Raw genomic sequence first — 25,308 nt, forward strand, 5'->3', positions numbered from 1 at the left:
CTCCGAGGCCGCCCGGGGAGGGCCGCCAGGGCCGGCCCCGCGCCGAGGCAGGTRCAGCCCGGCCGCGCCGCGTGGCCAATCCGCTGCCGCCGATTACGTTCCCCGAGGCGCTGCCGGTGTCGGCCCGCCGCGAGGAGATCGCGCAGGCGCTGCTGGCCAGCCAGGTAGTGATCGTCTCGGGCGAGACCGGCTCCGGCAAGACCACGCAGCTGCCCAAGATCTGCCTGTCGATCGGGCGCGGCCCGGGCGCGGACGGCGGCGGCGGCCTGATCGGCCACACCCAGCCGCGGCGTATTGCCGCCACCTCCACCGCCAAGCGCATCGCGCAGGAGATCGGCACGCCGCTGGGCGAGCACGTGGGCTACCAGGTGCGTTTCAACGACACCATGTCGCCGGGTGCCTCGGTCAAGCTGATGACCGACGGTATCCTGCTGGCCGAGACGCAGAACGATCCGCTGCTGCGGGCCTACGACACCATCATCATCGACGAGGCGCACGAACGCAGCCTCAATATCGATTTCCTGATCGGCTACCTGAGGGAGATCCTGCCGAAGCGGCCGGACCTCAAGCTGATCATCACCTCGGCCACCATCGACGCCAACCGCTTCGCCGAGCATTTCGCGCAGGGCGGCAAGCCGGCGCCGGTGATCGAGGTGAGCGGGCGCCTGTATCCGGTCGAAATCCGCTACCGGCCGATCGAGAAGGACAAGGCGGCGCCGGGCGAGGGTGCGCCCAAGGCGGCGCAGGGCAAGGACCGCGACCTGTTCGACGGCATCGTCGAGGCCGTGGACGAGCTCTGCCGGCTCGGCCCCGGCGACGTGCTGGTGTTCCTGCCCGGCGAGCGCGAGATCCGCGAGGCCGCGGAGGCGCTGCGCAAGCACCATCCGCCGCATACCGAGATCCTGCCGCTGTTCGCGCGCCTGTCGGTGCAGGAGCAGGAGCGTGTGTTCCGGCCCTCCAATGCACGCCGCATCGTGCTGGCCACCAATGTGGCCGAGACCTCGCTGACCGTGCCGGGCATCCGCTATGTGGTGGATACCGGGATGGCGCGGGTCAAGCGCTATTCCTATCGCAACAAGGTCGAGCAGCTGCAGATCGAGGCGATCTCGCAGGCCGCCGCCAACCAGCGTGCCGGCCGTTGCGGCCGGGTCGCCGACGGCGTATGCATCCGGCTCTACGAGGAAGCGGATTTCGTCGGCCGCGCGCGCTTTACCGATCCGGAAATCCTGCGCTCCTCGCTGGCCGCGGTCATCCTGCGCATGAAGGCGCTCAAGCTGACCGCGATCGAGGAGTTTCCCTTTATCGAGCCGCCGCTGGGTCGTGCCATTGCCGACGGCTACCAGCTGCTGCAGGAGCTGGGCGCGGTGGAGAGCGTGGGCGACGACGCCAACGCGCTGACCCAGACCGGCCGCCAGCTGGCTCGCCTGCCGCTGGACCCGCGCGTGGCCCGCATGATCCTGGCCGCGCGCGAGCACCAGTGCCTGCGCGAAGTGCTGATCATCGCCAGCGCGCTATCCGTACAGGACCCGCGCGACCGCCCGCAGGAGGCGCAGGAAGCGGCCGACCAGGCCCACCGCAAGTTCATGGACGAGAAGTCCGAGTTCCTGGGCTGGGTCAAGATGTGGCGCTGGTTCGAAGAGGCGGTGGCGCACAAGAAGACCAACCGCCAGCTGCAGGACCAGTGCCGCGCCAGCTTCCTCTCGCATGTGCGCCTGCGCGAATGGCGCGACGTGCATTCGCAGCTGCTGACCACGGTGACCGAGCAGGGCTGGCGCCTCAACGAGAGCGAGCCCACTTACGAGCAGGTCCACAAGGCGCTGCTGACCGGCCTGCTGGGCAATGTAGGCTGCAAGCTCGAAGAGGCCGACGGCCGCGGGCGCGAATACCTGGGCGCGCGCGGCATCAAGTTCCACCTGTGGCCCGGCTCGCTGATCGCGCGCAAGGTGGGCCGCTGGATCATCGGCGCCGAGCTGATCGAGACCAGCCGGCTGTTCGCGCGCACGCTGGCGCGCATCGAGCCGGAATGGCTCGAGCAGGTGGGCCGCCACCTGCTCAAGGTGAGCTGGAGCGATCCGCACTGGGAGAAGAAGTCCGGCCAGGTGATGGCCATGGAGCGCGCCACGCTGTACGGGCTGGTGGTCTACCAGCACCGCCGCGTGCACTACGGCCCGATGAACCCGGCGGAGGCGCGCGAGCTGTTTATCCGGCGCGGGCTGGTGGAAGGCGAGTTCGATACCAAATTGCCGTTCTTCGCGCACAACCAGCGCCTGACGCGCGAGATCGAGAACCTGGAGCACAAGTCGCGCCGGCAGGACGTGCTGGTGGACGACGAACTGATCTTCGCCTTCTATGACCGCCTGATCCCGGCGGAGATCCACCAGCAGGCCACCTTCGAGCAGTGGTACCAGACCGAAAGCGCACGTGACCGCAAGCTGCTCTACCTGAACCGCGAAGAGCTGATGCGGCATGAAGCGGCTGGCATTACCACGGACCTGTTCCCCAAGCTGATGCCAGTGGCGGGCGTGGATATGGCGCTGACCTATCACTTCGAGCCCGGCAGCCACCGCGACGGCGTGACGCTGACCGTGCCGCTGTATGCGCTCAACCAGGTGCGCCCGGAGCGGGCCGACTGGCTGGTGCCGGGCATGGTCAAGGAGAAGGTGCACCTGCTGCTCAAGTCACTGCCGCAGAAGCTGCGCCGGCATTGCGTGCCGCTGCCCGACTACGCCGCCGRCTTCGTGGAGCGCAGGCCGTTCGGCGAGGGCGAGCTGCTCGACGTGCTGATCGCCGATATCCGCGAGCAGACCGGCACCATGGTCAGGCGCGCGGACTTCAAGCTGGAGACGCTGCCGGCCCACCATGCGATGAACTTCAAGGTGGTGGACGAACATGGCCGCCAGCTCGACATGGGCCGTAACCTGGCGCAACTGCGCGCCGAGCTGGGCGGGCAGGCACAGCAGTCGTTCCAGAGCATCGCTGCGCAATCCGCGTCGCAGGCGCCGGCGGCCGAACCCGGCCAGTACGAAGGGCTGACCGGCTGGTCGTTCGGCGAGCTGCCGGAGCTGCTGGAAATCCGCAAGGGCAACCAGACGCTGTTCGGCTATCCGGCGCTGGTCGACCGCGGAGCGCATTGCGACGTGGAAGTGTTCGACGACCCGCAGGAAGCCGTGCGCGTGCATCACGTCGGCCTGCGCCGCCTGTTCGCGCTGCAATTGCGCGAGCAGGTGAAGTTCCTGGAAAAGAACATCCCCGGCCTGCAGCAGATGGCGATGCAGTACATGACGCTGGGCACGCAGGAAATGCTGCGCGACCAGATCGTGACGATGGCGCTCGAGCGCGCCTGCCTGCAGGCGCCGCTGCCGCGCAACGAGGCTGAGTTCGCCGCGCGCAAGGAGGAGGGGCGTTCGCGCCTGAACCTGCTGGCGCAGGAGATCGCCCGGCTGGTGGGCGCAGTGCTGGCCGAGTACGCCACGCTGCCGCGCAAGCTGATCCAGGCCAAGCCCTTCGCCGCGGCGCACGCCGATATGGAGGCGCAGCTGGCGCGGTTGATGGGTAAGCAGTTCGTGACCGATACGCCCTACCTGCAACTGGTGCATTTCCCGCGCTACCTGAAAGGCATCGCCATGCGCATCGACAAGATCAAGGGCGACCCGGCGCGCGACACCCAGCGCCTGCAGGAAATGACGCCGCTGCTGCAGCAGTGGCAGCGCGCCGAGAAGCAGTTGCGCCAGCAGGGCAGGGGCGTGGAGGATGCGCGCCTGGACGAGTTCCGCTGGATGCTGGAAGAACTGCGCGTGGCGCTGTTCGCGCAGGAGCTGCGCACGCCAGTGCCGATGTCGGTAAAGCGGCTGCAGAAGGTTTGGGAGGCGATGCAGAGGTGAGGGGGCTTGGTTTTGCGTGGCATGACAGGCCCACAGGCCCCCCAGCCCAGGCTCCCTGCCTCGGCTCGAAAGCCGGTCCACCACGCCCACCACGAAACCAGCGACGCCACGATGCCGTGGCCACCCGACCCGGTAACGGCAGATGCCCGAACAAGCAGTGCACCAGCGCCCAGGGGCATCACCACGAAACCAGCACCGCCCGCAGCCTAGCGGCCGCCCGAGCCGGTACCGGCAGATTCCAGCAGAACCGACACGCCCACCACGAATCCGCAAATCCCATAAACCCTGGATTCTTCTGCCCCTCCGGCCAGGAGTCCGCTTTCTTGGCCTACTTTCTTTTCGGACAAAAGAAAGTAGGTCGCGCCGGGGGCGCGAAAGCCTTTGACGTTGACGTTGACGTTGACTTTGACGTTGACGTTGACCTTGACGTCGACAACAGCCCCCAAAAATTCGCCAGGAACCCTCTGCCCCCCCGTCCCCTATCCCCCCACCCCGAGATTGTGACCAAATGTTAGTTTCTTGAGCTGCGTCATCGGATCAGGACCCGGAAACGTTAGAATGCTCGATTAAGTCATTGTTTAACGGTCTTATGCTCGCATTGCGTCGTGTAGTTTCCGGGTTTGCCTTGATCGGTACCCTGTCCCTGGGGATGGCAGCGGCGCCGGCCTCGGCAGAAGTGGTGGTGGTGCTCAATTCGGGTGACGCAACCGTCACGCTGATCGACAAGGACATGCAGAAGGTGCTCGAGACCTTCCCGGTCGGCAAGGAGCCCCATCACCTGATCGCCACGCCCGACGACAAATCGCTGATCGTCGCCAATGCAGTGGGCAATGACCTGGTCTTCCTCGACCCGGTCACGGGCAAGGTCCAGCAGCGCGTTCCCAATATCGACGATCCCTACCAGATCGGTTTCTCGCCCGACCAGAAATGGTTCCTGACCACCGGCAACCGCCTCGACCGGGTCGACCTGTACCGCTGGGACGGCAAGGCGCTGAAGATCGCCAAGCAATTGCCGCTGGCCAAGACACCGAGCCATATCGCCTTCACCGCCGATAGCCGCGTGGCCTTCATCACGCTGCAGGACTCCAACGAGGTGGTCGCCATCGACCTGCCCACGCAGACCGTGATGTGGCGCATGGACGCCGGCTCGGCACCCGCCGGGGTGTGGGTGACGCCTGACCAGAAGTACCTGCTGGTGGGCATGACCGGCGCCGACTACGTCGCCGTGATCGACTGGCATACCCGCACCGTGGTCAAGCAGATCCAGACCGGCAAGGGCGCGCACAATTTCCGCGCGGTGGGCGACAAGCGCCACCTGTTCCTGTCCAACCGCGTCTCCGGCACGATCAGCATCCTGGACCAGCAGACGCTGACCAAGATCGGCGATATCACCGGCCTGCCTGCCGGTCCCGATGACATGGAGCTCACCGCGGACGGCAAGACGCTGTGGGTGAGCTTCCGCTGGGCACGCTCGGTCGGCCTGGTCGACGTGGCCAGCCGCAAGCTGGTCAAGACCATCCGCGTCGGCCGTTCGCCGCACGGCATTTACTTCCGCACGCGCGCGCCTTTGTATTGAGTATTGAGCCGGGCGTGGCGGGCGCGGCGCCGCACGGAACGCGGCGGCCCGCGCGGCACTCGAAACTAGTATGGCTGTCGCCACTCCAATGCAGTCACAGGTCATCAGGACAGGCATCATGAGCAAGATTTCGCGGCCCCGGCCCGCCCGCGCGGTGATACGCGCGGCGGCCGGGTTTGCCGTTGCGGGGCTGGCACTGGCGGCGGCGGCGGCGGGTTTCGCCACCTCGGCCACGTCGGCCACCTCAGCCACCTCAGCCACCTCAGCCAACGCCGCCGGACCCGCGCAGCCGGCGCCTGCCGCGCCGCAATCCTGCCGTGCCGGCACGCTCTACCTGACCTTCGATACCGGCAGCATGAGCCAGGCCACGCTGATCGCCGACACGCTGCGCCGCCACCATATCAAGGCCACCTTCTTCCTCGCCAACGAGCCCACCGTCAACAAGGACAGCTCGCTCGACCCGGGCTGGGCCGCGTACTGGAAGACGCTGGCGGCGGACGGCCATGTCTTCGGCAGCCACACCTTCGACCACGTCTACCTGCGCGGCACGCGCGACGGCAAAGTGACGATGCGCCCGCAGTTCGGCGCGCAGGCCGGCCAGGACGTGACAATGGACCAGCAGGGCTTTTGCAGCGAACTCAAGCGCAGCGCGCGGGCACTGCGCGGGCTGAGCGGCGCCGCGATGTCGCCGCTGTGGCGCGCGCCGGGCGGCCATACCGCGCCGCAGACGCTGCAATGGGCCGAGCAGTGCGGCTTCAGGCACGTGGCATGGGCGCCGGCCGGCTTCCTTGGCGATGAATTGTCTTCCGAGCGCTTCCCGAACAAGGTGCTGCTGGCGCGCGCGCTGCGCGACCTGCGCGATGGCGACATCACCATGGCGCATCTCGGCATCTGGTCGCGCAAGGATCCGTGGGCGCCGGGCGTGCTCGAGCCGCTGATCAGCGGGCTGGAGCAGAAGGGCTTCTGCTTCGCCACGCTGCGCGAGCATCCCGCCTATCGCGAGTGGTTGCGCGGCCAGGGCGCCACCGTGGCGGGCCGCGAGGCGGGGAGACCGTGATGCTGGACACGCTCAACGCCTGGGTCGGCCAGGTCGAAGCCACGCTGTTCCAGGACGTGATCCTGCCGGTGGTCTACCAGCTCGGCTTCGGCGGCTATGCCGAGGACGCCTTCACGGGCACCGAATGGCTGCTGGTGGGGCTGGTGCAGATCGTGGTGATGGTGCTGATCCTGGGGCCGCTGGAAAAGCTGCGCCCGGTCGAGGTCGTGACCGACCGCGGGGCGATCCGCACCGACATTCTCTATACCGTCGTGCATCGGCTCGGCCTGTTCCGGCTGGCGATGTTCTTCCTGCTCGGCCCGCTGATGGACGGGCTCGAAGGCCAGCTGCGCCTGCTTGGCTGGCAGCGCGTGAATGTGGAGGACTGGTGGCCGGCGGTGACGTCGATCCCGCTGGTCAGCTTCTTCGTCTACCTGCTGCTGTTCGACCTGCTCGACTACTGGTACCACCGCCTGTCGCATACCTACCGCTGGTGGTGGAGCCTGCACGCCGTGCACCACAGCCAGCGCCAGATGACGCTGTGGAGCGACAACCGCAACCACCTGCTCGACGACATGCTGCGCGACCTGGTGTTCGCCGTGGTGGCGCTGGCGGTCGGCGTGGAGCCGTCGCAGTACGTGCTGCTGGTGGCGCTGTCGCAGCTTCTGCAGAGCCTGCAGCATGCCAACCTGCGCCTGCACTTCGGCGCGCTCGGCGAGCGGCTGCTGGTGTCGCCGCGCTTTCACCGCACCCACCACGCGGTGGGCGTGGGCCACGAGGCGATCGGCCGTCCCGGCCGGCTCGGCGGCTGCAATTACGGCGTGATCTTCCCATGGTGGGACATGCTGTTCCGCACCGCCGTGTTCACCGACGCCTACTATCCCACCGGGATCCGCGACCAGATGCCGCCGCCCGCGGGCAAGAGCCGCAACTACGGCACCGGCTTCCTGTCGCAGCAGTGGTACGGCATCAAGCGCCTGCTGCGGCTGGGCTGACGGGCCGCGCCGCCGCCTCGCGGCGTCCCGCCTGGCCATGGCGGTGATGTGCCGGCCGGCAGGCTCCGGCCGGCGCCGGTGACGTGTGCTAGTCTGTTTGTCTTCGCTTTCGCGGCAATCCAATTCACTGCATGAACGATATTTTTCGCGCGTTTGGTCGTGCCCTGATGAGCCAGCTGCATCCGCGCATGCTGATGCTCACCGTCATCCCCTTCGTGTTGGCGACGGGGCTGTGGGGTGGCCTGCTGCTGTGGGGCTGGGAGCCCATCATGGCGACCGCGCGCGGCATCCTCGAAAGCTCGGCGCTCACCAGCTGGATCTACGCGGGGCTGGCCTGGCTGGGCATGCAGTCGCTCAATGCCGTGGTGGCGCCGCTGTTCGTGATCGCGCTGATGGTGCCGCTGGTGATCGCCTCGATGCTGATCTTCATCAGCCTGTTCTCCGTGCCTTCGGTGATGCGCCACCTGGAGCGCAGCTATCCCGGGCTGGAGCGGGCCAAGGGCGGCAGCGTGGCCGGCAGCGTGTTGCAGACGCTCGGCAGTACCTTCCTGTTCCTGCTGCTGGTGATCGTGACCTTGCCGCTGTGGCTGTTCCCGCTGTTCTTTGCGCTGATCCCGCCGTTGCTGTGGGGCTGGCTGACCTACCGCGTGATGACCTACGACGCGCTGGCCGAGCACGCCACCGCCGAAGAGCGCAAGACCCTGATGAAACGCCACCGCGCGTCCTTGCTCTCGATCGGCGTGGCGGTCGGGCTGCTGGGCTCGGCACCGACGCTGATCTGGGTATCCTCGGCGGCGCTGATCTTCCTGTTTCCGTTCGTACTGGCGGGCACGCTGTGGCTCTATGTGCTGATCTTTATCTTCTCGGCGCTGTGGTTCGGGCATTTCTGCCTGCGCGCGCTGGAGCAGTTGCGCGCCGAGCGCGCCGCCGTGGCGGCTTCGCCTGCGGCGGACGTCATCGATCTCGCGCCGTCCGACGTGCGGCGCATTGAACAATCCTGAAGCGAGGGCATCATGGGTTTCGGCCTGATCGTCATTGGTGACGAGATTCTGTCGGGGCGGCGCGAAGACAAGCACATGCGCCGCGCCATCGAACTGCTGGCCGCCCGTGGGCTGGCGCTGGACTGGGCAGAGTACGTGGGCGACGAGCGCGCGCGCATCACCGCCACGCTGCGCCGCACCTTTGCCGGCACCGACGTGGTGTTCTGCACCGGCGGCATCGGCGCCACGCCGGACGACCACACCCGGCAATGCGCCGCGGCGGCGCTCGGCGTGCCGCTGGCGTTGCATCCCGAGGCGCGCGAGCTGATCGCCCAGCGCATCGTCGAGACCGCCGCCGGCGATCCGGTCAAGGGCGACCTGAACCTGCCCGAGAACCAGCATCGCTTCAAGATGGGTGAATTCCCGGCGGGCGCGCGCATCATCCCGAACAGCTACAACCGGATTCCCGGCTTCTCCGTAGCCGATCATCACTTCATGCCCGGCTTCCCGGTAATGGCATGGCCGATGATGGAATGGGTGCTGGACCATTACTACCCGCACCTGTTCCATACGGCGGTGCAGGAGGAGCGTTCGTTCCTGGTGTTCGAGGCGCCCGAATCGACCCTGACGCCGCTGATGGAGCGGGTCGAGGCAGCGTTCGGCGGCGTGCGCGTGTTCAGCCTGCCGTCGGTAGGCGATGCCAGGCGCGGCGAGCTCTATGCGCGGCGCCATATCGACCTCGGCGTGAAGGGGGCGAGCGATCTCGTCGAGCCGGCCTACGCCATGCTGCGCGACGGCGTGCGCGAGATGGGCTTCGAGCTGGTGGAAGTCGCGGCGCGGCGGCCGGGCGATCCCGCGGCAGACTGAGCGGCGGACTGAGCGGTGATACGGTCATCGAATGAAAAACGGGACAGCCATGCTGTCCCGTTTTGCTTGCCGCCCGGCCGGGGCCTGGCGGTGTTGCCGCCCGTCAGGCGCCGTGCCACGGCAATCCGCGCACGCACCAGCCTTCCGTCGTCTTGCGGTGATGATGCTCATCGCGGTTGCCCTCGAAGCCTTCGAGCACATCCATCGCAAACTGGTAGCCGGCCTCGGTCGCCACGCGCGCCGCGTGCTTGGAGCGCGCCGCGCTGCGGCACAGGAACAGCACGGGTACATCGGTCGGTACCCGCGCCTTGAGCTGCTCGAGGAAGGCCGCGTTCTGCGCGCCGCCCGGGTAGCTCATCCATTCGACGTGCGCGGACTGGGCTTCCGGCAGGTCCGGCCCGCCGATCCAGTCCAGTTCCGCCTGCGTGCGCACGTCCACCATCACGGCGGCGGGATCGTTCTGCAGCAGGGCAAACGCTTCTTGCGGCGAGAGGGCGCCGAAATAGGGGAGCTGGTTTTGCTGCTGGCGCTGGCGCGCGGCTTGGAGAAGGTCGTCTCGGGTGGTCATCTGGGTGACAAGATCGAAAGGTGGAGTGGCGCCACGGCGCCATAGGGCAATGGAGCGCCCCGACGGGTATTCTAGCGCGCCGCGGGCCGGGCCCGGCAGGTTTGGGCGGCGGTCGGCCGCGGCCAGGAATGCCGGGTGCATGCACCGCAAGCAGGCAACCTGGTGGCGAGCGCACCAAAACAGATCATCATTTGCGTGGTGGCACATTGATGGTGCATTTTCGCGCTGTATTGCACTGTTTTGGTGTTTCCGCGGGCCCTGCCGGATGCGCGCCTGCGGGGCTCGCGCGGCCTGCCTGGGCAGCGAGATTTTGCATATGCCACATGCGCCACCCTGGCACCGTCCGAAGGCCTGCCTGGGGCCGTCCAATTGCACTTTTTTCGGGAACGCAGGGGTAATCAGGGTCTTCCCTTGGCATGCTTTCTGCTAACATTCCTCGTCCCTTTCGTGGCCGGTTTTTGCGCAGTCCCCAAGCCTTGCAGGCGGGGTGTGACGAAGACCGACGCAAGAATGGCTTTCTAGACTTCAGCCGAATTTCCAGGAGATAGGCATGGCCCACAGCGTTGCAGATGTGATGAAGCTTGTGAAGGAAAACGACGTCAAGTTCGTCGATTTCCGTTTCACCGATACCAAAGGCAAAGAGCAACACGTGTCGGTACCCGTGTCGCACTTCGACGAAGACAAGTTCGAAAGCGGCCACGCATTCGACGGCTCGTCGATCGCCGGCTGGAAGGGTATCGAGGCTTCGGACATGCTGCTGATGCCGGATCCGGTTACCGCCAACATCGATCCGTTTTACGAAGAACCGACCCTGGTGCTGACCTGCGACGTGGTCGAGCCGTCGGATGGCAAGGGCTACGACCGCGACCCGCGCTCGATCGCCAAGCGCGCCGAGGCGTACCTGAAGAGCACCGGCCTGGGCGACACCGCCTACTTCGGTCCGGAACCCGAATTCTTCATCTTCGACGGCGTGACCTGGAACATTGACATGCAGGGTTGCGCTGTCAAGATCCACTCGGAAGAAGCACCGTGGTCGTCGGGCAAGGAATTCGAGCACGGCAACAGCGGCCACCGTCCGGGCAAGAAGGGCGGCTACTTCCCGGTCGCCCCGATCGACACCTTCCAGGACATCCGTTCGGAAATGTGCCTGATCCTGGAATCGCTGGGCATCCCCGTGGAAGTCCACCACCACGAAGTGGCTGGCCAGGGCCAGAACGAAATCGGCACCCGGTTCAGCACGCTGGTGCAGCGCGCCGACTGGACGCAGCTGCAGAAGTACGTGATCCAGAACGTCGCGCACACCTACGGCAAGACCGCCACCTTCATGCCGAAGCCGGTCGTGGGTGACAACGGTTCGGGCATGCACGTGCACCAGTCCGTGTGGAAGGACGGCCAGAACCTGTTCGCGGGCAACGGCTACGCCGGCCTGTCGGAATTCGCGCTGTACTACATCGGCGGCATCATCAAGCACGCTCGCGCGCTGAACGCCATCACCAACCCGGGCACGAACTCGTACAAGCGCCTGGTCCCGGGCTTCGAGGCACCGGTGAAGCTGGCCTACTCGGCCCGCAACCGCTCGGCTTCGATCCGCATTCCGTATGTGGCGAACCCGAAGGGCCGCCGTATCGAAACGCGCTTCCCGGATCCGCTGATGAACCCGTACCTGGGCTTCTCGGCGCTGCTGATGGCCGGCCTGGACGGCGTGATGAACAAGATCCACCCGGGCGAAGCTGCCGACAAGAACCTGTACGACCTGCCGCCGGAAGAGGATGCAAAGATCCCGACCGTCTGCTCGAGCCTCGACCAGGCCCTGGAATACCTCGACAACGACCGCGAGTTCCTGACGCGCGGCGGCGTCTTCTCCAACTCCATGATCGATGCCTACATCGAACTGAAGATGGAAGAAGTCACCCGCTTCCGCATGACCACGCACCCGATCGAGTTCGAAATGTACTACTCGCTGTAAGGCGGGACGTTGCCTGGTTGTGACCGGGCAACAGTTGCACCAGGAAGGGGCGGCTTCGGCTGTCCCTTTTTGTTTTGAAGCCTGGATTGATGGCTAGAATGGGGCTCCTTTTCCACCTCCCTTGCTGATGTCAATGGACGCGCTCGACTTTCCGCACTCCCAGCTCCACCCGATGCCCCGCTTCGGTGCCCGCATGCGTGCGCCGGCGGCCGTATGCGCCATGTTGGCGCTGGCCTTGCTGGCCTGGAGTCGGCCGGCGCCGGCGCAATCGGGTGATATCTATGTCTGCGCCGGCCCCAACGGCGTGCCGGAGTACCGCAACGGCAATGGCGGCAAGGGCTGCAAGCGGCTCAGCCTGCCGGAAGTGACCACCGTGCCGGGCACGCGCGTCTCCGCCGCCGGCGCGGCCAAGGGCAGCGCGCCGGCCACCACGCCCGCGACCTTCCCGCGGGTGGACAGCGCCACGCAGAAGAGCCGCGACGGCGAGCGCCGCGCCGTGCTCGAGCAGGAACTGCAGAGCGAGGAGGCCAAGCTGGCCGGGCTGCGCGCCGAGTACAACAACGGCCAGCCCGAGCGCCAGGGCAACGAGCGCAACTACCAGCGGTACCTGGACCGCACCGCCGCGCTGCGTGACGACATCGCGCGCGGCGAGGCCAATGCCGCATCGTTGCGGCGCGAACTTTCCAACCTGAAGGACTAGTCTCATGCGTCGCCTGATTCGCAGCGTCTCCCGCAAGGTGGCTTCGGCCGGAGCCGGCAATCCGCCCGAGGGCGGGGCCGCGGTGCTGCCGTTGGGCGATGTTTCCTATCGCCAGGGCCTGGACGTGATCGCCAACCCGGTCCTGCTGGTGCGCCAGCCGGGCATGCGCATCGTCTACGCCAACCCGGCGGCCGAAGCGAGCTTCGCGGTATCGCGCAAGGCCATGGTGGAGCTGTCGCTGGCGGACCTGTTCGGCGCCTCGGAAGAGCTCGGCAGCATGATCGATACGGTGCTCTCGCGGCAGTTCGATGCGCGCCGCCAGGACGTGGTGCTGCACCCGCCCTTGCAGGAGCCGACCCACGCGCACGTGGTGATCGGCGCGCTGGAGGCCAACCCCGACACCGTGCTGGTGGAGATGTTGCCCAACGAGCAGAAGGTGCGCAGCGAGCGCGAGGAACGCATCCTCGACCTGACCTCGGCCAACAAGGAACTGATCCGCAACCTCGCCCACGAGATCAAGAACCCGCTGGGTGGCATCCGCGGCGCGGCGCAGCTGCTGGAGTTTGAGCTGCCGGACCGCTCGCTGCGCGAATACACCCAGGTCATCATCAAGGAGTCGGATCGCCTGCAGACGCTGGTGGACCGGCTGCTGGAGCCGCACCGGCATCCGCATATCGTGTCGGACCTCAATATCCACGAGGTGCTGGAGCGCGTGCGTTCGGTGGTGCTGGCCGAATTCCCGTCCGGGCTGGATATCGTGCGCGACTACGACGCCAGCCTGCCGGACCTGCGCGGCGACATGGAGCAACTGATCCAGGCCGTGCTCAACATCGTCCACAACGCTGCGCAGGCGCTGGCCGAGCGCATCGGGCGCGGCGATGCGCAGATCGTCCTGCGCACGCGCGTGGCCCGCCAGGTGACAATTGCCAAGCGTCTGTTCAAGCTGGCATTGGACTTGCATGTCATCGATAACGGTCCGGGCATCCCCGAGGATATTCGCGAACGCATCTTCTATCCGCTGGTGTCGGGTAGGGACGGCGGCAGCGGCCTCGGTCTCACACTCGCTCAAACCTTCGTGCAGCAGCACGAGGGCTTGATCGAATGTGAGAGCCGGCCTGGCTGTACCGACTTCCGTATCCTGCTGCCCCTGCATTGACCTGGCGAAAGCAATTGGCATTGCCTCAACGATTGCTGCCTCCCGGTGCCTCAGGTGGCGTGCAGACAGGAACGCGGAAGACCGAATGACACCGAGCAGACAAGCGACGCACATGAAGCCGATCTGGATAGTCGACGACGATCAATCAATCCGCTGGGTTCTTGAGAAAGCCCTCGCCCGTGAAAGCCTGCTCTCGCGCAGCTTTACCAATGTGCGCGACGTACTCGCCGCGCTCGAAGACGACGAGCCGCAAGTCCTGATCTCCGATATCCGCATGCCGGGTGGCTCGGGCCTGGATCTGCTGCAAGCGCTCAAGGCGCGCCACCCGGGGCTGCCCGTCATCGTGATGACGGCCTACTCCGACCTGGACAGCGCGGTAGCCGCGTTCCAGGGCGGCGCCTTCGAATACCTGGCCAAGCCCTTCGACGTGGACAAGGCGGTCGAGCTGATCCGCCGCGCGCTGCAGGAAAGCCTGCGCGAGGAGGAGATGGAAGACCGCCTGGTGGACGCCCCCGAGATCCTCGGCCAGGCGCCCGCCATGCAGGACGTGTTCCGCGCCATCGGCCGCCTGTCGCAGTCCAACGTGACCGTGCTGATCACCGGCGAGTCCGGCACCGGCAAGGAGCTGGTGGCGCAGGCGCTGCACAAGCACAGCCCGCGTGCCAACGGCCCCTTCATCGCGCTGAACACCGCGGCCATCCCGAAAGACCTGCTTGAATCCGAACTGTTCGGCCATGAGCGCGGCGCCTTCACCGGCGCGCAGACCATGCGCCGCGGCCGCTTCGAGCAGGCCGAGGGCGGCACGCTGTTCCTCGACGAAATCGGCGACATGCCGTTCGACCTGCAGACGCGCCTGCTGCGCGTGCTGTCCGACGGCAACTTCTACCGCGTGGGCGGGCACAATCCGCTGCGCGCCAATGTGCGCGTGATTGCCGCCACCCACCAGAACCTGGAGACGCGCGTCAAGGAAGGACTGTTCCGCGAGGACTTGTTCCACCGCCTCAACGTGATCCGCCTGCGCCTGCCGCCGCTGCGCGAGCGGCCGGAGGACATCACCCTGCTGGCCCGTCATTTCCTGCAGAAGAGCGCCAAGGAACTGGGCGTGGAGCCCAAGCGCATGGCGGACGAGGCCTTGACCTATGTCAGCACGCTGCCGTTCCCCGGCAACGTCCGCCAGCTGGAGAACCTCTGCAACTGGCTGACCGTGATGGCGCCGGCGCAGACCATCGAGGTCAAGGACCTGCCGCGCGAGATGATCGGCGGTGGCACGCCGCAGGGTGGCAACGGCGCGGGTGCGGGCATGGCGCGGGCGCTCGATGCGCGCGCCGAAAGCCGGGCGGACGAGGCCGACGGCCACGACCCGGTGGACTACGGCGCAGCGCCCCCCGGGATGGCCGGGGAGCCTGATGCCGCGCTGGCCTTCGCCGGCCGCGCGGCCTCGGCGAGCGCGCTTGCCGGCTGGGAAAACCTGCTGGCGGGCGAGGCGCGCGCCATGCTCGAATCCGGCCAGCCCGAGGTGATGGATGCGCTGACGCGCCGCTTCGAGAAGGCGGTGCTGGAGGCGGCGCTCGGCGTGACCCGCGGGCGCCGGGTGGAGGCGGCCACCCGCCTGGGGATCGGGCGCAATACGATCACCCGCAAGCTGCAGGAACTGGGCTTCGACTGACGGCTTTGCCGCAGCGCGGAAATGAATACGGCCGGGTTTGTCCCGGCCGTATTCATTTGATGCGCGCTACGCGCGCGCGTCAGCCTCGTGCCGCCAGCAGCAGTTCTGCCATTTCCGCAAATCCCTCGCCGCAAGCCGCCTGCGTCAGGTAGGCGGGCCTGGCCGGCAGTTGCGGCAGAATGTCGCGGATGTTGGCGACCCCGACCGACAGGGGAAAGTGGGCGAACATGGTGGCGTCGTTCGCCGAGTCGCCGATAAACAGCCATTCGTCGCGTTCGGCGTCGAGATCCGCGCCGAGCAGCTCGGCTGCGCACAGCTTGCTCATGCTGAGCTTGTCGTGCGCGCCGAACCAGCCGTTGACGTGGATCGAGCTGACCGTGGCCGTCATGCCGGCATCGCGCATCAGCGCGACGATCCGGTCGACCGCGGGCGGGGGCAGGGGGGCGACGTCCTCGGCATGGTCGATGGCCAGGTCGGCCGCGTGCCAGGCCTGGTCGGAGGCCAGCGCGCAGCCGGGGACCGCCTGCAGGATGCGCTGGCCCAGCGCATGGATGCGCTCGAGGTTGGCTGTCCGCGTGGTGGCGTCGTCCAGGTAGCGGGTAACCAGCTTGCCGCTGCGCAGGTGGGAATAGAAGGCGCCGTTCTCGCCGATGATGGCATCCACCGGCCACAGGCGCGTCAGGATCTCGGCCCAGGCGATGCAGCGGCCGGTGACCGGGATCACGTGCAGGCCCGCCTGCTTGAGACGGTCCAGCGCGAGGTAGGTGGCAGCCGGCAGCCTGCCGTCGGTGGTGATGGTGCCGTCGATGTCGGTGAGCACGCCGCGCACGCGGCGCAACGCCGGGGCGGGAAGGGTCTGGATGGCTTGCATAGCCCCGGATTCTACCCTGTCAAGCCACCGACAAAACGTTGTCATATTATTGTCATTTAGTGGATTTGCCCGGTTTTCCAATCCAACAAGGCGGAGTAACATCCGGCTGTCACAAAAACTGCATACAGTCGGTCGATTTTTTCCCGAACTGAAATAACAACCAGGAGAGCTGTCGATGACCTTCCAACGTACCGTGCTGAAGATCGCGGCCTTTGCCGTGCTGGCGGGCGCCGGCACCGCGCACGCCGCTGTCGAGATCCAGTGGTGGCATGCCATGCAGGGCGCGCTGAACGACAAGGTGAACGAGATCGCCGACAAGTTCAATGCCAGCCAGTCCGACTACAAGATCGTGCCGGTCAACAAGGGTAGCTACGACGAGACCATGGCGGCCGGCATTGCCGCCTTCCGCGCCGGCACGCAGCCGGCCATCCTGCAGGTCTTCGAAGTGGGCACGGCCACCATGATGAGCGCCAAGGGCGCCATCAAGCCGGTATCGACGGTGATGAAGGACGCGGGCGAGAAGTTCGACCAGAAGATCTACATCCCCGCGGTTGCCGGCTACTACACCTCGTCCAAGGGCGAGATGCTGTCGTTCCCGTTCAACAGCTCGACCACGGTCTTCTATTACAACAAGGACGCCTTCAAGAAGGCGGGCCTGGACGCCAGCAAGCCGCCCAAGACCTGGCCCGAAGTGATGCAGTACTCGGCCAAGATCAAGGCGTCGGGCGGCCAGTGCGCGTACACCACCGACTGGCAGGGCTGGGTGCACCTGGAGAGCTTCTCGGCCTGGCACAACACGCTGTTCGCTACCAAGAACAACGGCTTCGGTGGCACCGATGCGCGCCTGGTCTTCAACAGCCCGCTGCACGTCAAGCACATCACCAACCTGCAGGAAATGGTGAAGAAGGGCTACTTCAGCTACGGTGGCCGCAAGTCGGAGTCGCAGGCCAAGTTCTATAACGGCGAGTGCGCGATGTTCACGGGTTCGTCGGCATCGCTGGCGAATATCCGCAAGAACGCCAAGTTCGCCTTCGGCGTGTCGCAGCTGCCGTACTATGCCGACGTGCCGGGTGCCCCGCAGAACACCATCATCGGCGGCGCCTCGCTGTGGGTGATGGGCGGCAAGAAGCCCGAGGAGTACAAGGGCGTGGCCAAGTTCTTCACCTACCTGTCGCGTCCGGAGATCCAGTCCGACTGGCACCAGGCCACCGGCTACCTGCCGGTCACCATGGCCGCCTACGAGCTGACCAAGAAGTCCGGCTACTATGAAAAGAACCCGGGCGCCGATGTCTCGGTGGAACAGATGGTAGTCAAGACCACCGACAAGTCGCGCGGCGTGCGCCTGGGCAACCTGGTGCAGATCCGTACCGTGGTCGACGAGGAGCTCGAAGCCGTCTGGGCGGGCAAGAAGCAGCCCAAGGAAGCCCTGGACACCGCGGTCAAGCGCGGCGACGAACTGCTCGAGCGCTTCCAGAAGACCGCGCGCGAGTAAGCCGGCCTGCCCTTGCCGCGAAGACGGGCGGGTTCGCATCCCGCCCGTTTTTTGTTGGCCTGGCACATTGGCCGGGGCGCTCCCGCAACGGCGCGTCCCTGCCAATGTGCCACTTCGTTGGCGCGCCCGCCTTGCGGATGCGCGCCGTAACCTGATTCGATGCCGCCTTGCGCGGCATTCGTTGGACGATTGGATTGCCCATGGAAAAACGGGTTGTCTTCCGGTCGCGATGGCTGCCTTACCTGCTGGTGTTCCCGCAGATTGTCATCACGCTAGTTTTCTTCTTCTGGCCTGCGGGTCAGGCCTTGTACCAGTCCGTGCTGCAGCAGGACGCGTTCGGCATCAACCTGGAGTTCGTCGGGCTGGAGAACTTCAGCACGCTGTGGAACGACCCGCTCTACCTGGAATCCTTCCGCATCACCGGCGTGTTCGCGGTGGGCGTGACCCTGGTCGGCCTGTCCTTCTCGCTGCTGCTGGCGTACTTCGCCGACCGCGTGCTGCGCGGCGCGATGGCCTACCGCATGCTGCTGATCTGGCCCTACGCGGTGGCGCCGGCGGTGGCGGGCGTGCTGTGGATGTTCCTGTTCAATCCGAGCCTGGGCGTGGTGTCCTACGCGCTGCGCGCGCTCGGCATCGACTGGAACTTCCTGCTCAACGGGCAGCAGGCGCTGGGCCTGGTGATCCTGGTGGCGGCATGGAAGCAGATCAGCTACAACTTCCTGTTCTTCCTGGCCGGCCTGCAGAGCATCCCGAAATCGCTGATCGAGGCGGCCGCCATCGACGGCGCAGGCCCGTGGCGCCGCTTCTGGTCGATCGTGTTCCCGCTGCTGTCGCCGACCACCTTCTTCCTGATGGTGATCAACGTCGTGTACGCGTTTTTCGACACGTTCGCCATCATCGACTCGGTGACGCACGGCGGGCCTTTCAACTCCACCAACACGCTGGTCTACAAGGTGTTCCACGACGGCTTCCGCGGCATGGACATCGGCGGCTCGGCGGCGCAATCGGTGGTGCTGATGGTGATCGTGGTCGCGCTCACGGTGGTGCAGTTCCGCTACGTGGAACGCAAGGTTCAATACTGATCAGGCGGGCGCAAACATGGTAGAACGACGACCCTTTCTGGATTTCCTCACACACCTGGTGCTGATCCTCGGCATCGTGGTGGTGGCGTTTCCGGTCTATGTGACTTTCGTGGCTTCGACGCTGACGGCGGAACAGGTGCTGGAAGCACCGATGACGCTGTTGCCCGGCAGCCATTTCTTCGAGAACTATCGCACCGTGCTGTTCAAGGGCGTGGGCGAGTCCGCTTCCCCGGTCTCGACCATGATGCTCAACAGCCTGGTCATGGCGCTCGGTATCTCGCTGGGCAAGATCGCGATCTCGATCATCTCGGCCTTCGCGGTGGTGTACTTCAAGTTCCCGCTGCGCAAGACCTTTTTCTGGATGATCTTCATCACGCTGATGCTGCCGGTGGAAGTGCGGATCCTGCCGACCTACAAGGTGGTGTCGGACCTGGGCATGCTGGACAGCTACTTCGGCCTGACCATCCCGATCATTGCCTCGGCGACCGCGACCTTCCTGTTCCGCCAGTTCTTCCTGACCATCCCGGACGAGCTGGCCGAGGCGGCGCGCATCGACGGCGCCGGGCCGCTGCGCTTCTTCAAGGACGTGGTGCTGCCGCTGTCCAAGACCAGCATCGCGGCACTGTTCGTGATCCAGTTCATCTACGGCTGGAACCAGTACCTGTGGCCGCTGCTGATCACCACGCAGAAGTCGATGACCCCGGTGGTGGTGGGTGTCACGCAGATGATCTCCCGCTCCGGCGATGCCGCGACCGACTGGAACCTGGTGATGGCCACCGTGATGCTGGCCATGATCCCGCCCGCGATCGTGGTGGTGCTGATGCAGAAGTGGTTCGTCAAGGGCCTGGTCGAAACCGAAAAATAAGCGGACGGGGCAGGGCGCGAAAACGCGCCCGCCACGCCTACTCAGCGCATAAGCAGCGAGAAAGAATAGCAATGGCAAAACTGTCGCTTCGCAACGTACAGAAAACCTACGCCGGCAATGTCAAGGTCGTGCACGGCATCGACATGGAAATCACCGACGGCGAGTTCATCGTCATCGTCGGCCCCTCGGGTTGCGGCAAATCCACGCTGCTGCGCATGGTGGCCGGGCTCGAAGCCATCAGCGGCGGCGAGGTCCATATCGGCGAGAAGGTCGTGAACGACCTCGAGCCGGCCGAGCGGGACATCGCCATGGTGTTCCAGAACTACGCGCTCTACCCGCATATGAGCGTCTACGACAACATGGCCTACGGCCTCAAGATCCGCGGCATGGCCAAGGCCGAGATCGAGCAGCGCGTGCGCCATGCCGCCGGCATCCTGGAGCTCGCCCCGCTGCTGGACCGCAAGCCGCGCCAGCTCTCGGGCGGCCAGCGCCAGCGCGTGGCCATGGGCCGCGCCATCGTGCGCGAGCCGGCGGTGTTCCTGTTCGATGAGCCCCTCTCGAACCTGGACGCCAAGCTGCGCGTGCAGATGCGCCTGGAGCTCAAGGAGCTGCACCGCCGCCTGCGCACCACCAGCATGTACGTGACGCACGACCAGGTCGAGGCCATGACGCTGGCCGACCGCATGATGGTGCTCAACGGCGGCCGCGTCGAGCAGATCGGCACGCCGCTCGAAGTCTATGCGCGCCCGGCCAGCACTTTCGTGGCGAGCTTTATCGGTTCGCCGCCGATGAACCTGGTGCCGGTGGCCCGCGTCAATGGCGGCCAGGGCGAGGCGCAGATGCGCGTGGAGCAGAAGGAGGGCGCCCAGGGGCAGCCCGCCACGCTCGGCCACCTGCCGATGGGCCTGCACTTGCCGCAGCGCGCGTTGCTGGGCCTGCGCCCGGAGCATATCGAGCCGTGCGCGGCGGCCGAGGCGATTGCCGAGATCGATGTGCGGCTGGTCGAAGCGCTGGGGGCGGACTCGTTCGCCTACGGCACGCTGGGCAGCCAGCCGGTGGTGGTGCGCCTGGACAGCAATATGCATGTGCGCGGCGGCGACCGCCTGCCGATCACGGCCTCGGCCGATCACCTGCATTTCTTCGACGCCGAGACCGGCAAGCGGATCGACGCCTGAGCGGACCAAACGGTAATCCACACCATGACGCAGACCACCTGGCCCTATCCGCGCCATATCGCCCATCGCGGCGCCGGCAAGCTGGCTCCCGAGAACACGCTGGCGGCCTTCCGCCACGGTGCCTCGTTCGGCTACCGCATGTTCGAGTTCGACGTGAAACTCTCCGGCGACGGCCGTGCCGTGCTGTTGCACGACGCCACGCTCGACCGCACCACCAGCGGCCGCGGCCGCGCCGATGCGCTCACGCTGGGCGAACTGGCTACGCTGGATGCCGGCAGCTGGCATAGCCCGGCGTATGCCGGCGAGCCGATTCCGACGCTGGCAGCGATCGCCCGCTATACCCGCGCCAACGGCCTGCACGTGAATATCGAGATCAAGCCGGTGCCGGGCGCGGAATGGCGCACCGGCGCCGCGGTGGCGCTGGACGCGCTGGCCCTGTGGGCCGGCAGCGAGGTGCCACCGCTGCTGTCGTCGTTCTCCGAGGAGGCGCTGGAGGCCGCCCGCAAGGCTGCCCCGGCGCTGCCGCGCGCGCTGCTGCTGGACAAGCTGCCGCCCGACTGGCTGGAGCGGCTGCGCCGGCTGGACTGCGTGGCGCTCGATTCGAACCACCGCGAGCTCACCGCCGAGGTGATTCAGGCAGCGCACGCGGCCGGTTTTCGCGTGGCCTGCTATACGGTCAACGATCCGGTGCGCGCCGCCGAGCTGCTCGGCTGGGGCCTCGACGCGCTGATCACCGACGCGGTCGACCAGATCGCCCCGGACGCGGCCTGAGTACGACCCGAACGCGGCCTGAACACGGCCGCACGGAGGGGGACGGAGGAGGGCGCGRCACGACCGCCTGCGCGTGCGGTCGTGCCGCGCAACGATGCCCGATGGCGCTTGTTGTTAATCCGTTCCGTAATGCGAAAAGACCCCAGTGGCGGTTGGCAAACGTGCTATGCTTATGCGCAGTGAAGACTTAGGTCCTTCCCCGCACAACTTGCCCTTGCAGGGCGATCGCAGCGCCGAAAGAACCGGCACCCATCGTGGTGCCGTTTGCATAAGGTGCTCCGGTTGACCTGAAGAGTTGTTTGCAATCCGCTAACCGGTCAAGCCGTGTCGCGGAAGGTTGATGAACCCGCTTTACTCCGGCATACCCGGAGAATAGTGAGCGCCCCATGATGCAGCAGTATCAAAGCAATTCGTACCTCTTCGGCGGCAATGCCCCCTATGTGGAAGAGCTGTACGAGGCCTACCTCCAGAATCCCACTTCGGTTCCCGACAACTGGCGCGCGTATTTCGACGCGATGCAGAACGTGCCGGCCGTCGACGGCTCCAACGCCCGCGACATCGCCCACGCTCCCATCGTCGCCTCGTTCGCCGAGCGCGCCAAGCAGGGTCCAATCAAGACCATCGTCGCGTCCGCCGATTCGGACATGGGGCGCAAGCGTGTCGCTGCCACGCAACTGATCGCCGCCTACCGCAACATCGGTTCGCACTGGGCCGACCTCGATCCGCTCAAGCGCCAGGAGCGTCCGCCCCTGCCGGATCTCGACCCGGCTTTCTACGGCTTCTCCGAAAGCGATCTCGACATCGTCTTCAACGCCAGCAATACGTATTTCGGCAAGGAATCGATGAGCCTGCGCGAGCTGCTCAACAACCTGCGCGAAACGTACTGCAGCAGCATCGGCGCCGAGTTCATGTATATCAGCGACCAGGCGCAGAAGCGCTGGTGGCAGGAGCGCCTGGAAACCACGCGTTCCAAGCCGGTGTTCACGCTCGACAAGAAGAAGCACGTCCTGGACCGCCTGACCGCGGCCGAAGGCCTGGAGCGCTTCCTCCACACCAAATTCGTCGGCCAGAAGCGCTTTTCGCTCGAAGGCGGCGAATCCTTCATCGCCGCCATGGACGAGCTGATCCAGCGCGCGGGCAGCAAGGGCGTGCAGGAAATCGTGATCGGCATGGCCCACCGCGGCCGCCTGAACGTGCTGGTCAATACGCTGGGCAAGATGCCGGCGGACCTGTTCGCCGAATTCGAAGGCAAGCACGTCGACGACCTGCCGGCCGGCGACGTGAAGTACCACAAGGGCTTCTCCAGCGACGTCTCCACCGAAGGCGGCCCGGTCCACCTGTCGCTCGCCTTCAACCCGTCGCACCTGGAAATCGTCAACCCGGTCGTGGAAGGCTCGGTCAAGGCCCGCCAGGAACGCCGCGGCGAGCCCGCCGGCCACGCCGAAGTGCTGCCGGTGCAAGTGCACGGCGACGCGGCATTCGCCGGCCAGGGCGTGGTGATGGAAACGCTGAACCTGGCGCAGACCCGCGGCTACGGCACGGGCGGCACGATGCACATCGTGATCAACAACCAGATCGGCTTCACCACCTCCGACCCGCGCGACGCGCGTTCGACGCTGTACTGCACGGACGTGGTCAAGATGATCGAAGCGCCGGTGCTGCACGTCAACGGCGACGATCCCGAAGCCGTGGTGTTCGCCATGCAGCTCGCAGTGGACTTCCGCATGGAGTTCAAGCGCGACGTCGTGGTCGACATCATCTGCTTCCGCAAGCTGGGCCACAACGAGCAGGACACCCCGGCCGTCACCCAGCCGCTGATGTACAAGAAGATCAGCCAGCACCCGGGCACGCGCAAGCTGTACGCCGACAAGCTGGCAGCGCAGAACCTGGTCGGTGCCGACTTCGGTGACGAGCTGGTCAAGGAATACCGTGCCGCCATGGACGCGGGCAAGCACACGGTCGACCCCGTCCTGTCGAACTTCAAGAACAAGTTCGCCGTGGACTGGATGCCGTTCCTGAACCGCAAGTGGACCGACGCCGCCGACACCGCGGTGCCGGTGACCGAGCTCAAGCGCCTGGCCGAACGCATCACCACGATCCCCGAGCACTTCAAGCTGCACACCCTGGTCGAGAAGGTCGTCAAGGACCGCGCCAACATGGGCCGCGGCGACCAGTCGCTGGACTGGGGCATGGGCGAGCACCTGGCCTTCGCGTCGCTGGTGGCTTCGGGCTACCCGGTGCGTATCACCGGCCAGGACGCCGGCCGCGGCACCTTCACCCACCGCCACTCGGTCCTGCATGACCAGAACCGCGAGCGCTGGGATGCCGGCAGCTACGTGCCGCTGCAGAACGTGTCCGAGAACCAGGCTCCGTTCACGGTGATCGACTCGGTGCTGTCCGAAGAAGCCGTGCTCGGCTTCGAATACGGCTTCTCGACCGCCGAACCGAACGCGCTCGTGATCTGGGAAGCCCAGTTCGGCGACTTCGTCAACGGCGCCCAGGTCGTGATCGACCAGTTCATCTCGTCGGGCGAAGTGAAGTGGGGCCGTGCCTCGGGCCTGACCCTGATGCTGCCGCACGGCTACGAAGGCCAGGGTCCGGAACACAGCTCGGCGCGCATCGAGCGCTTCCTGCAGCTGTGCGCGGACCACAATATGCAAGTCTGCCAACCGACCACCCCGGCCCAGATCTTCCACCTGCTGCGCCGCCAGATGATCCGTCTGTTCCGCAAGCCGCTGGTGATCATGACGCCGAAGTCGCTGCTGCGTAACAAGGATGCGGTCTCGCCGCTGTCCGACCTGGCCAAGGGTCACTTCGAGACCGTCATTCCGGATCACGAAGAACTGAACGCCAGCAAGGTCAAGCGCATCGTCATGTGCTCGGGCAAGGTCTACTACGACCTGGTCAATGCGCGCAAGGAACGTGGCGCCGGCGATACGGCCATCATCCGCATGGAACAGCTCTATCCGTTCCCGCACAAGGCGGTGGCCGCCGAGCTGAAGAAGTATCCCAACGCCAACGAAATCGTGTGGTGCCAGGACGAGCCGCAGAACCAGGGCGCCTGGTTCTTCGTGCAGCACTACATCATGGAAAACATGACCGAAGGGCAGAAGCTCGGCTACGCCGGCCGTCCCGCCTCGGCATCGCCGGCAGTTGGCTACTACGCCAAGCACAACGAGCAGCAGAAGGCGCTGCTGGATGCGGCTTTCGCCAAGCTCAAGGGCTTTGTCCTGACCAAATGATCGTGGCCTGAATGGCGGTGCGCGCGCCGAGCGCGCACCGCTTTGTCTTTGCCGCATGCCCGAAGCACATACGAATACAAAAGGAAATACCAACCATGGCTATTGTTGACGTCAAGGTTCCGCAGCTGTCCGAATCGGTTGCAGAAGCGACCATGCTGAACTGGAAGAAAAAGCCGGGCGAAGCCGTTGCCCAAGACGAAATCCTGATTGAGATCGAGACCGACAAGGTCGTGCTCGAAGTGCCGGCCCCGTCGGCAGGCGTGCTGTCGCAGATCATCCGCAACGATGGCGACACCGTGGTCGCCGACGAAGTGATCGCCAAGATCGACACCGAAGCCACCGCCGGCGCAGCTGCTCCCGCCGCCGCCGCGCCCGCACCTGCCGCCGCGCCCGCAGCCGCTCCGGCCGCTGCCGCGCCC

At 66.1% G+C, this 25,308-nt stretch carries 20 protein-coding genes; 17 read left to right on the forward strand and 3 right to left on the reverse strand.

All coding sequences use genetic code 11. The annotated features are described in order from the left end of the window. On the forward strand, positions 1-3,881 hold a 3,881-nt coding region (hrpA, locus tag AB4Z48_RS37940), incomplete at its 5' end, for an ATP-dependent RNA helicase HrpA (RefSeq protein WP_441623636.1). 206 nt (positions 3,882-4,087) lie between these two features. Here the strand turns inward: hrpA and AB4Z48_RS37945 are convergent. Next, positions 4,088-4,327: a hypothetical protein gene (locus AB4Z48_RS37945; protein ID WP_441623638.1), complete on the reverse strand. Its 240-nt coding sequence runs from the start codon at positions 4,325-4,327 to the stop codon at positions 4,088-4,090. 143 nt (positions 4,328-4,470) lie between these two features. Between AB4Z48_RS37945 and AB4Z48_RS37950 the strand changes: the two genes are divergently transcribed. The 5 genes from AB4Z48_RS37950 (at position 4,471) to AB4Z48_RS37970 (ending at position 9,335) form a co-directional block, all read left to right on the forward strand. After that, positions 4,471-5,457, forward strand: coding sequence for a YVTN family beta-propeller repeat protein (locus AB4Z48_RS37950; protein WP_441623669.1), 987 nt, complete (start codon positions 4,471-4,473; stop codon positions 5,455-5,457). A 118-nt stretch (positions 5,458-5,575) separates the two neighbouring features. Further along, entirely contained in the window at positions 5,576-6,514 is a 939-nt protein-coding gene (locus AB4Z48_RS37955) for a polysaccharide deacetylase family protein (RefSeq protein ID WP_441623640.1), read from the forward strand. Next, positions 6,514-7,488, forward strand: a complete 975-nt coding sequence (locus AB4Z48_RS37960; protein ID WP_441623641.1) for a sterol desaturase family protein — start codon at positions 6,514-6,516, stop codon at positions 7,486-7,488. Before AB4Z48_RS37955 ends, AB4Z48_RS37960 begins: the two co-directional genes overlap by 1 nt. A gap of 131 nt (positions 7,489-7,619) precedes the next feature. Next, entirely contained in the window at positions 7,620-8,489 is an 870-nt protein-coding gene (locus tag AB4Z48_RS37965) for an EI24 domain-containing protein (RefSeq protein ID WP_441623643.1), read from the forward strand. Positions 8,490-8,501: 12 nt separating this feature from the next. Next, positions 8,502-9,335, forward strand: coding sequence for a competence/damage-inducible protein A (locus AB4Z48_RS37970; RefSeq protein ID WP_441623645.1), 834 nt, complete (start codon positions 8,502-8,504; stop codon positions 9,333-9,335). A 103-nt stretch (positions 9,336-9,438) separates the two neighbouring features. Here the strand turns inward: AB4Z48_RS37970 and AB4Z48_RS37975 are convergent, their stop codons facing one another. Further along, positions 9,439-9,903, reverse strand: a complete 465-nt coding sequence (locus AB4Z48_RS37975; protein ID WP_441623647.1) for a rhodanese-like domain-containing protein — start codon at positions 9,901-9,903, stop codon at positions 9,439-9,441. 550 nt (positions 9,904-10,453) lie between these two features. Between AB4Z48_RS37975 and AB4Z48_RS37980 the strand changes: the two genes are divergently transcribed. The 4 genes from AB4Z48_RS37980 to ntrC all read left to right on the forward strand — a co-directional run bounded on the left by AB4Z48_RS37980 (position 10,454) and on the right by ntrC (position 15,391). Beyond that, positions 10,454-11,869 (forward strand): 3-hydroxylaminophenol mutase, encoded by a 1,416-nt coding sequence (locus tag AB4Z48_RS37980; RefSeq protein WP_441623649.1) that lies wholly within the window; start codon positions 10,454-10,456, stop codon positions 11,867-11,869. 133 nt (positions 11,870-12,002) lie between these two features. Then, entirely contained in the window at positions 12,003-12,569 is a 567-nt protein-coding gene (locus AB4Z48_RS37985) for a DUF4124 domain-containing protein (RefSeq protein WP_441623651.1), read from the forward strand. 4 nt (positions 12,570-12,573) lie between these two features. Beyond that, positions 12,574-13,725 carry a nitrogen regulation protein NR(II) gene (gene glnL, locus AB4Z48_RS37990; protein WP_441623653.1) on the forward strand — a complete coding sequence of 384 codons (1,152 nt, stop codon included), beginning with the start codon at positions 12,574-12,576 and terminating at the stop codon, positions 13,723-13,725. Between the two features lie 112 nt (positions 13,726-13,837). After that, positions 13,838-15,391: a nitrogen regulation protein NR(I) gene (gene ntrC, locus AB4Z48_RS37995; protein ID WP_441623655.1), complete on the forward strand. Its 1,554-nt coding sequence runs from the start codon at positions 13,838-13,840 to the stop codon at positions 15,389-15,391. 79 nt (positions 15,392-15,470) lie between these two features. On the opposite strand, the gene AB4Z48_RS38000 is transcribed toward ntrC, so the two are convergent. Continuing rightward, positions 15,471-16,262 (reverse strand): HAD-IIB family hydrolase, encoded by a 792-nt coding sequence (locus tag AB4Z48_RS38000; RefSeq protein ID WP_441623656.1) that lies wholly within the window; start codon positions 16,260-16,262, stop codon positions 15,471-15,473. Positions 16,263-16,437: 175 nt separating this feature from the next. Here AB4Z48_RS38000 and ugpB point away from each other — a divergent pair, with 175 nt between their 5' ends. The 7 genes from ugpB to AB4Z48_RS38035 form a co-directional block, all read left to right on the forward strand. Beyond that, positions 16,438-17,754 carry a sn-glycerol-3-phosphate ABC transporter substrate-binding protein UgpB gene (ugpB, locus tag AB4Z48_RS38005; RefSeq protein ID WP_441623658.1) on the forward strand — a complete coding sequence of 439 codons (1,317 nt, stop codon included), beginning with the start codon at positions 16,438-16,440 and terminating at the stop codon, positions 17,752-17,754. Positions 17,755-17,954: 200 nt separating this feature from the next. Continuing rightward, a complete protein-coding gene (gene ugpA / locus AB4Z48_RS38010; protein WP_441623660.1) occupies positions 17,955-18,836 on the forward strand; it encodes a sn-glycerol-3-phosphate ABC transporter permease UgpA in 882 nt (293 codons plus the stop codon). A gap of 16 nt (positions 18,837-18,852) precedes the next feature. After that, positions 18,853-19,701 carry a sn-glycerol-3-phosphate ABC transporter permease UgpE gene (gene ugpE, locus AB4Z48_RS38015; RefSeq protein ID WP_441623662.1) on the forward strand — a complete coding sequence of 283 codons (849 nt, stop codon included), beginning with the start codon at positions 18,853-18,855 and terminating at the stop codon, positions 19,699-19,701. A gap of 71 nt (positions 19,702-19,772) precedes the next feature. Next, positions 19,773-20,876 carry a sn-glycerol-3-phosphate import ATP-binding protein UgpC gene (locus AB4Z48_RS38020; protein ID WP_441623664.1) on the forward strand — a complete coding sequence of 368 codons (1,104 nt, stop codon included), beginning with the start codon at positions 19,773-19,775 and terminating at the stop codon, positions 20,874-20,876. 24 nt (positions 20,877-20,900) lie between these two features. Continuing rightward, positions 20,901-21,647 carry a glycerophosphodiester phosphodiesterase gene (ugpQ, locus tag AB4Z48_RS38025; protein WP_441623666.1) on the forward strand — a complete coding sequence of 249 codons (747 nt, stop codon included), beginning with the start codon at positions 20,901-20,903 and terminating at the stop codon, positions 21,645-21,647. Between the two features lie 386 nt (positions 21,648-22,033). Next, positions 22,034-24,889 (forward strand): 2-oxoglutarate dehydrogenase E1 component, encoded by a 2,856-nt coding sequence (locus tag AB4Z48_RS38030; protein ID WP_441623668.1) that lies wholly within the window; start codon positions 22,034-22,036, stop codon positions 24,887-24,889. A 95-nt stretch (positions 24,890-24,984) separates the two neighbouring features. Further along, the coding region (locus AB4Z48_RS38035; protein WP_441623671.1) for a biotin/lipoyl-containing protein at positions 24,985-25,308 on the forward strand (324 nt) is incomplete at its 3' end.

The sequence above is a fragment of the Cupriavidus sp. 2TAF22 genome, assembly GCF_052115045.1.
Lineage (GTDB): Bacteria > Pseudomonadota > Gammaproteobacteria > Burkholderiales > Burkholderiaceae > Cupriavidus.